General features: G+C 66.0%; 5 protein-coding genes. All 5 read left to right on the plus strand.

Annotation, left to right across the window (positions count from 1 at the left end; translation table 11 throughout):
• The first annotated feature begins 491 nt into the window (after positions 1-491).
• Complete coding sequence (gene pdxR / locus QOC69_RS07195; RefSeq protein ID WP_526437807.1) at positions 492-1,883, plus strand: MocR-like pyridoxine biosynthesis transcription factor PdxR; 1,392 nt, start codon at positions 492-494, stop codon at positions 1,881-1,883.
• Between the two features lie 143 nt (positions 1,884-2,026).
• Positions 2,027-2,701: a pyridoxamine 5'-phosphate oxidase family protein gene (locus QOC69_RS07200; protein WP_526437809.1), complete on the plus strand. Its 675-nt coding sequence runs from the start codon at positions 2,027-2,029 to the stop codon at positions 2,699-2,701.
• Positions 2,702-2,747: 46 nt separating this feature from the next.
• Positions 2,748-4,283 carry a glutamine synthetase family protein gene (locus QOC69_RS07205; protein ID WP_526437811.1) on the plus strand — a complete coding sequence of 512 codons (1,536 nt, stop codon included), beginning with the start codon at positions 2,748-2,750 and terminating at the stop codon, positions 4,281-4,283.
• A 39-nt stretch (positions 4,284-4,322) separates the two neighbouring features.
• The gene (locus QOC69_RS07210; protein WP_526437813.1) at positions 4,323-5,036 is read left to right on the plus strand and encodes a type 1 glutamine amidotransferase; all 714 of its coding nucleotides are present in this window, start codon (positions 4,323-4,325) and stop codon (positions 5,034-5,036) included.
• Positions 5,037-5,042: 6 nt separating this feature from the next.
• Positions 5,043-6,282, plus strand: a 1,240-nt coding sequence (locus QOC69_RS07215) for an amidase (protein WP_526437815.1), incomplete at its 3' end; no start/stop codon positions are given.

Genomic DNA, 6,282 nt, shown 5'->3' on the forward strand with positions numbered 1-6,282 from the left:
GGACGCGCGGCGAAACTACGTCCTGCCGGATCGTAACATCGCGTCGAAATCCTAGAAGCGTCTCGCCCGTCCTGTCCGCCGGCGCTGTTGGCCGCTCAACCAAACCACCGAAGCCATTCAATGCCGCGACAACGCAAACAGATTGCCAGCGCGCGTAATTGACGGCAGAACGTGATGACTGCGATGACGATCGTGACGTGGTCGATTCGCGACCAGCGCCCGACCGGAGATGGTTGACGCGATGCGGCCACGGCCCGCCGCGCCGCCTGGGCCCCGGGAAGCCAGTGGCACTCGGTGCGGTGCATCCGGCGAGACCAATCGACGCCGCCGCAGCAGACCACTATGTTGCCGCGTGCAACCACCGCGTGACATCGATGCGAACAAACCCAGGTGAGCGCCAATCTCGCCGGCGCCGCCGCCGGAGGGGGCGGGCACCCCGCGGATGCGCAGCTGCAGCGGTGGGCTCACACTGCGCAGGGAGGTGATCTCGCATGTCGTCCAGCTTGGACATTCCCATCACTGTAGACCGCGACAGCCCCGTACCGTTGCGCGAACAAATCGTGTCCGAACTTCGCGGCGCGATCCGGCGCGGACTACTGCGGCCCGGATACCCGATGCCCTCTACCCGCCTGCTGGCGCAGGAAACCGGGCTCTCCCGCAACACCATCGTCGCTGCCTATCTCGAGTTGGAAGGGGAGGGCTGGGTCGAGGGCGCCCAAGGGTCGGGCACCTTCGTAGCTCACCGCGACGACCTCGAGTCGACGCCCGCGACGCCACGGCCGAGCGCTGCACCCAGAGCGATCCCGCTGCTCGACTTGCGGCCCGGTGATCTGGACCCCTCGCTGGTGGCCCTCGGTGACTGGCGCGCGGCATGGCGAAAGGTCGTACCCCGTAGTGCCCCGCCACCGGCGGAAGGTACGCCCGAATTGCGCTGCGCCTTGGCGTCCTATCTCGGCGCGGCCCGCGGTCTGCCGTGCGAGGCCGACGACATCTTTCTGTGCGCCGGAACGGCTGAAGCGTTGGTCGTGCTGGCGTTGGCGTTCGGTTGGGCCGGACGCACCGTGGCGGTCGAAGAACCCGGATATCCCGCGGTACGCGCCGCGCTCACCCGGTTGGGCGTCGACTGGATACCCGTCGATGCAACCAACCCGGAATTGCTGCGTTCCAACCTCGACGCGCTGCCCAGATCCGTTGGCGCGCTCTACATCACTCCCAGCCACCAATATCCGCTGGGTCACCGGCTGGATTCACCAGTGCGCCGCGACCTGCTGGATTGGGCCCAAAAGAACGGCGCCGTAATCGTCGAGGACGATTACGATGCCGAATTCCGCTTCGGCGTTCCCCCGTTGCCCAGCCTGGCCGGCCTCGACGAAGGATCCAACGTCGTCTTCATGGGCACCATGTCCAAGGTGCTCGACCCCGGCCTGCGGCTGACCTATCTTCGCGTCCCCGGGCATCTGCGCGCCGCGGTCGCCGCGACCCGAAACGACCTCGGATCGACCGTCGCCGCCCCCACCCAGGAAGTCGTGGCCGATCTGATCACCACCGGGGTCCTGACCCGCCACATCGCCCGGGTCCGCAAGGTCTACGCCGACCGCCGCCGCGTCATGCTGCGCGAACTGAAGCGACTGCCGGCGATCAGCGGCCTGCGCGGCATCGACGCCGGCCTGCATCTGGTGGCGGACCTGCACAGCGCCTTCGACACCAGCCTCATCGCCCGCCAGGCCCGGGCACGCAATCTTCTCATCGCCGCGCTCGACGAATACCGGGTGACACCAGACCCGGCCAACCCGGCACTGGTGCTGGGATACGCCAAGGTGACTCCCACCGAGATAAAGACCGGCATCGGCGTCCTGGCCGAAGTCCTCGACCGCAGCCGGTGAGTCCCATCTCGACGCGCCCCGGTTGTCGCCGAACTGCGTCGGACCGCTGTAACAGCCGTAGCGCTGCGTTAACACAGTGGTCTCATCTAGATCAGCGAAAGTGGCCTACCAACAGTGGATTCGGGTAATCGAGGATGGAGCGCATGACCACCACTGCCGACACCGCCAAGGACCTCCCCGAGTCCGGCGACCTCGAAGTCCACCGCTACAAACAACTGCAGCGCTGGGCGAGCCGGGACCTGTTCGACGTGCTCGACGCCGGGCTCATCGCACACGTCGGGTTCGTCCGCGACGGCAAGCCCGCGGTGATCCCGATGGCCTACGCCTTCAACGACGACGCGATCCTGATGCATGGCTCCACCGGTGCCGGCCTGAACAAGGCAGCCAAGCGCGGGGTCGACTTGGCGGTGACCATCTCGGTCTTCGATGGACTGGTCTACGCCCAATCGCTGTTCGACTCCACGGTCAACTACCGTTGCGCAGTCATCCTCGGCACCGCCGAGCCGGTTCCCAACGAGGACAAGGAAGCAGCGGTCAAGGAGATCTCGCACCGTCTCACACCCGGCAGATGGGATGAAGTCCGCCCGCCCACCCCGCGTGAACTCGCCGCGACCTACGTTCTGCGCATGGCGCTGGACCAGGCCAGTGTCAAGATCCGGTCCGGACATCCCGACGACGACCCCGAATCGGGCATCTGGACGGGCTATCTACCCTTTCAGACGATCGTCGGTGACCCCGTGGCCCAAGACGGGGTCGACTGTCCGGTAACGCCCGCGGTACACGACGCCAAGGCCCAGTGGGCACGTCGACTGTCCTGACGTCGCGCTCTGGCGACTGAATATCCTGCACCGGAAGGAAACTGGCATGTCTGCTCTCTCTAGTCCCGCCGTCGCCAACAATGGTGCAGTCACGGGGCTTCCAGGATTCGTCGAGGCCCACGGGCGGTGGACACCGCAGCAGCACGCCGCCGCGGGCGAGGTGGCGAAACTGATCTCCGACGACCGGCTGGATCTGGTGCGAGTCGGGTTCACCGACCCCCACGGCCTGGTACGAAGCAAATGCTTGAGCGCCAAGGTATTCGGCGAGGCGTTACACGCCGGAATGGACTGTAGCGCCTTTCCCTTCATCTCCGACACCGGAGGCGACCTCGTCGTGGACCTGTTCGCGCCGGGCGCGGGCGTGGGCATCGCAGACCTCGAAGGATCCTCGGACATCATCATCGTGCCCGATCCGCTCACCTTCCGGATTCTGCCGTGGACGACAGCGCGCACCGGCTGGATCCTGTGCGACGAATACTCCAAGTCCGGTGAGCCACTGTCGCTGTCACCGCGGGCAGCCCTCAAGGCTCAACTCGACCGGCTCGCTCAACGGGCGCAGAGTCTGGTCATCGGACTCGAAATCGAGTGGCATCTCACCCGACTCACCGACCAACCGCTACAGACCGACGACATCGGCGGATTCGGCCGCCCCGGTTCACCGCCGACCGTGGTCCCGGTCAACGTCGGATACCAGTTCAACAGCGACCTGCTCAACGACGCGGTAGCCGGCATCGTCGAACCCCTGTGTGCGACACTGCGCGAGCTGGGACTGCCTTTGCGCAGCGCCGAACACGAATCCGGTCCCGGGCAGCTGGAGTTCACCTTCGAACCCATGGACGCCCTGGCCGCAGCCGACGCTGCGGTGCTCTTCCGAAGTGCGGTCAAACAGATCTGTTGGCGCCACGGCTATCACGCCTCCTTCATGTGCAAACCCGCTCTGCAAGGCTTCGACCCCAGCGGGTGGCATCTGCACCAGTCGCTCAAAGACCTGCAGTCCGGTGAAAACCTGTTCATGTCAACCGATCCCGACCAGCTGCTGTCCACCGTCGCCGCAGACTACGTCGGCGGTCTAGTTCACCACGCCCGCGAGTCCAGTCTGCTGACCGCCCCAACCGTCAACGGCTATCAGCGTTACCGCGACGAACACACCCTCTCACCCAGTGTCGCGGGATGGTCGAAAGACAACCGCGGAGCCATGATCCGGGTCCTGGGTGCACCATGGGACTCCAGCTCGCACATCGAGAACCGCATCGGCGAGCCGGCAGCCAATCCGTACCTTTACATCGCATCGCAGGTCATCGCCGGCATCGACGGGATGGACAACCATCTCGACCCCGGGGCCATGGCCTCCGATCCACACCACCACGACGGACCCGCCATCGCGACCACGTTCGAAGACGCTGTCGACGGACTGGACGGCAGTATGCTGTATCGCCAACACCTCGGCGATCATCTCGTCGACATGCTGTTGCGGATGAAACGCAACGAATGGAAGCGATTCGGCGGCGCGCGCACCGAGCACGCAACGATCGCCAACGACGTCACCGACTGGGAGCAGCGCGAATACTTCCGTTTCTTCTGACCCGAATCCGCCTGCCGCTCAGCCGAAAGGAAAGTACTCGTGCAGATCCTGGTCCTACAGCACGTCGACTGCGAACCGCCTGCTGCCTACACCAGCGAGCTCGGTCGGGTCGGCGAGATCCACACCGTCCGGATGGGCCTCGACGCCCTGCCCGCGGGTACCAACTTCGCGGCGGTGATCGCCATGGGCGGCCCGATGGGCGTGGGGGACCGCGACCACTTCGACTGGATTGATGCCGAAGTCGACTACCTGCGTCGAGCGCTCGCCGAGGGCCTACCCGTGTGGGGGGTGTGTCTGGGCGCTCAACTCCTGGCCGCGGCGCTCGGCGCCATCGTGTACACCGGCGCCGTGCCCGAGGTCGGCGTCGACCGGGTCCGTCTGACCGCCGCGGGGAAGGAAGACCCCGTGTGGGGAAGCTTCGACGCCGAGTTTCCCGTTCTGCAGTGGCATTCCGACACATTTGCGCTGCCCGCCGGAGCCGAACTGCTGGCCAGTTCGGACACCTACCTCCATCAAGTGTTCCGCCACGGCACCAGCTACGGCGTGCAGTTCCACATCGAGGCATCTCACGACCTGGCCAGTCAATGGCTGGAGATCCCCGAATACCGCGCGTCGCTCGAGCAGGCGCATGGACCCGGCGCCGCCTCCGGCTTCCTCGCCCAGCTCAAGAAGGCCGAACAGACGATCTTGGCGCAAGCGGCCAACGCCATGTCGGCGTGGCTGCAGAACTGCGTCCTGAGCCGCGTGCGCTGAGCCGCGATGACGCCTTCTGCTCCCTCGACCGATGACCTGACGTGTCTGAGCAGCCGCGATCTAACCGACGGCTACCGTACACATCGATTCAAGCCCTCCGAAGTCACCGACGCCGTACTCGCGCGGATCTTGGCCACGGGCGACAAGTACAACGCCTTCATCACGCTGTCCGAAGAACACGCGCGCCGACACGCAGCCGACCTCGATCGGCTCATGATGGCCGAGCCCGACCGGATCGGTCCGGGCTTCGGGGTACCGATCACCATCAAAGACATCACGGCGACCGCCGGAATCCGCACCACGCGCGGCGCAGCCCGGACCGCGGAATGGGTGCCCGACTTCGACGCCGAAGCCGTCGCACGCCTCAGGCGTGCCGGCGCGATCGTGCTCGGCAAGACGAACACCTCAGAAGCAGCGTGGAAAGCCGAGGGCTCCAACCCGACCTTCGGGGCCTCCTTGAACCCGTGGGCGCCCACGATGACCCCGGGCGGATCCAGCGGCGGCGCGGGTGTGGCCACGGCAATGCGGTACGGAACCTGGGCCACCGGCACCGATGGCTTCGGCTCCATCCGCGTGCCGGCGTCCTTCTGCCACGTCGTCGGCTTCAAACCCACCCTGGGATCGGTCCCTTACTATCCCGTAAGCACCGAATTCCTCTCCCACATCGGCCCGCTGGCACGCACTGTCGGCGATGCGCGTGACGCCTACCAAATCATGTGCGGCCCACACCGCCGCGACCCGCTCGCCACGACCACCCCGACGCCGGTCATATCCAAGACGCACATGACCATCGGCGCGATCGACGAAGTCGACTCCGACCACGTGGACCCGTTCATCCATGCCGCGTTCGACCAGTTCGCCGCCTGGTTCGACGAGCAGGGCCACCGAACTCGATCCATTCAGCTGCCCGCAGGCGGAGCCGACATCGTCGGCACCATCATCTCCGCCTTCACCGCAACCGATCTCGACGGCGAGACCGACTCCCTGCTCGCCCGCCGCGATCCCGACCTCGTCGCGTTGGCCCACGCAGCCCGAAAACTGTCCGCAGTCGACCTCGCCACCGCGCAGAGCCGCCGCATCGACTACTTCCACGCCGTCGAAGATCTCTTCGATACCGTCGATTACCTCATCTCCCCGACGGTGTCGAGACTGCCATTCCCGGCGGGACAGCACTCGCCGCCGCCGTATCACCAGCAGGTCACGCATTGGCACCGGTGGTGCAGCATGACCTATCCCTGGAACATCG

It is taken from the genome of Mycobacterium sp., from assembly GCF_032162105.1.
Taxonomy (GTDB): domain Bacteria; phylum Actinomycetota; class Actinomycetes; order Mycobacteriales; family Mycobacteriaceae; genus Mycobacterium.

What these genes read in the sequence shown, in the direction of transcription:
- pdxR (WP_526437807.1), top strand. Translation starts at nt 492, where the DNA reads ATGTCGTCCAGCTTGGACATTCCCATCACTGTAGACCGCGACAGCCCC.
- QOC69_RS07200 (WP_526437809.1), top strand. Translation starts at nt 2,027, where the DNA reads ATGACCACCACTGCCGACACCGCCAAGGACCTCCCCGAGTCCGGCGAC.
- QOC69_RS07205 (WP_526437811.1), top strand. Translation starts at nt 2,748, where the DNA reads ATGTCTGCTCTCTCTAGTCCCGCCGTCGCCAACAATGGTGCAGTCACG.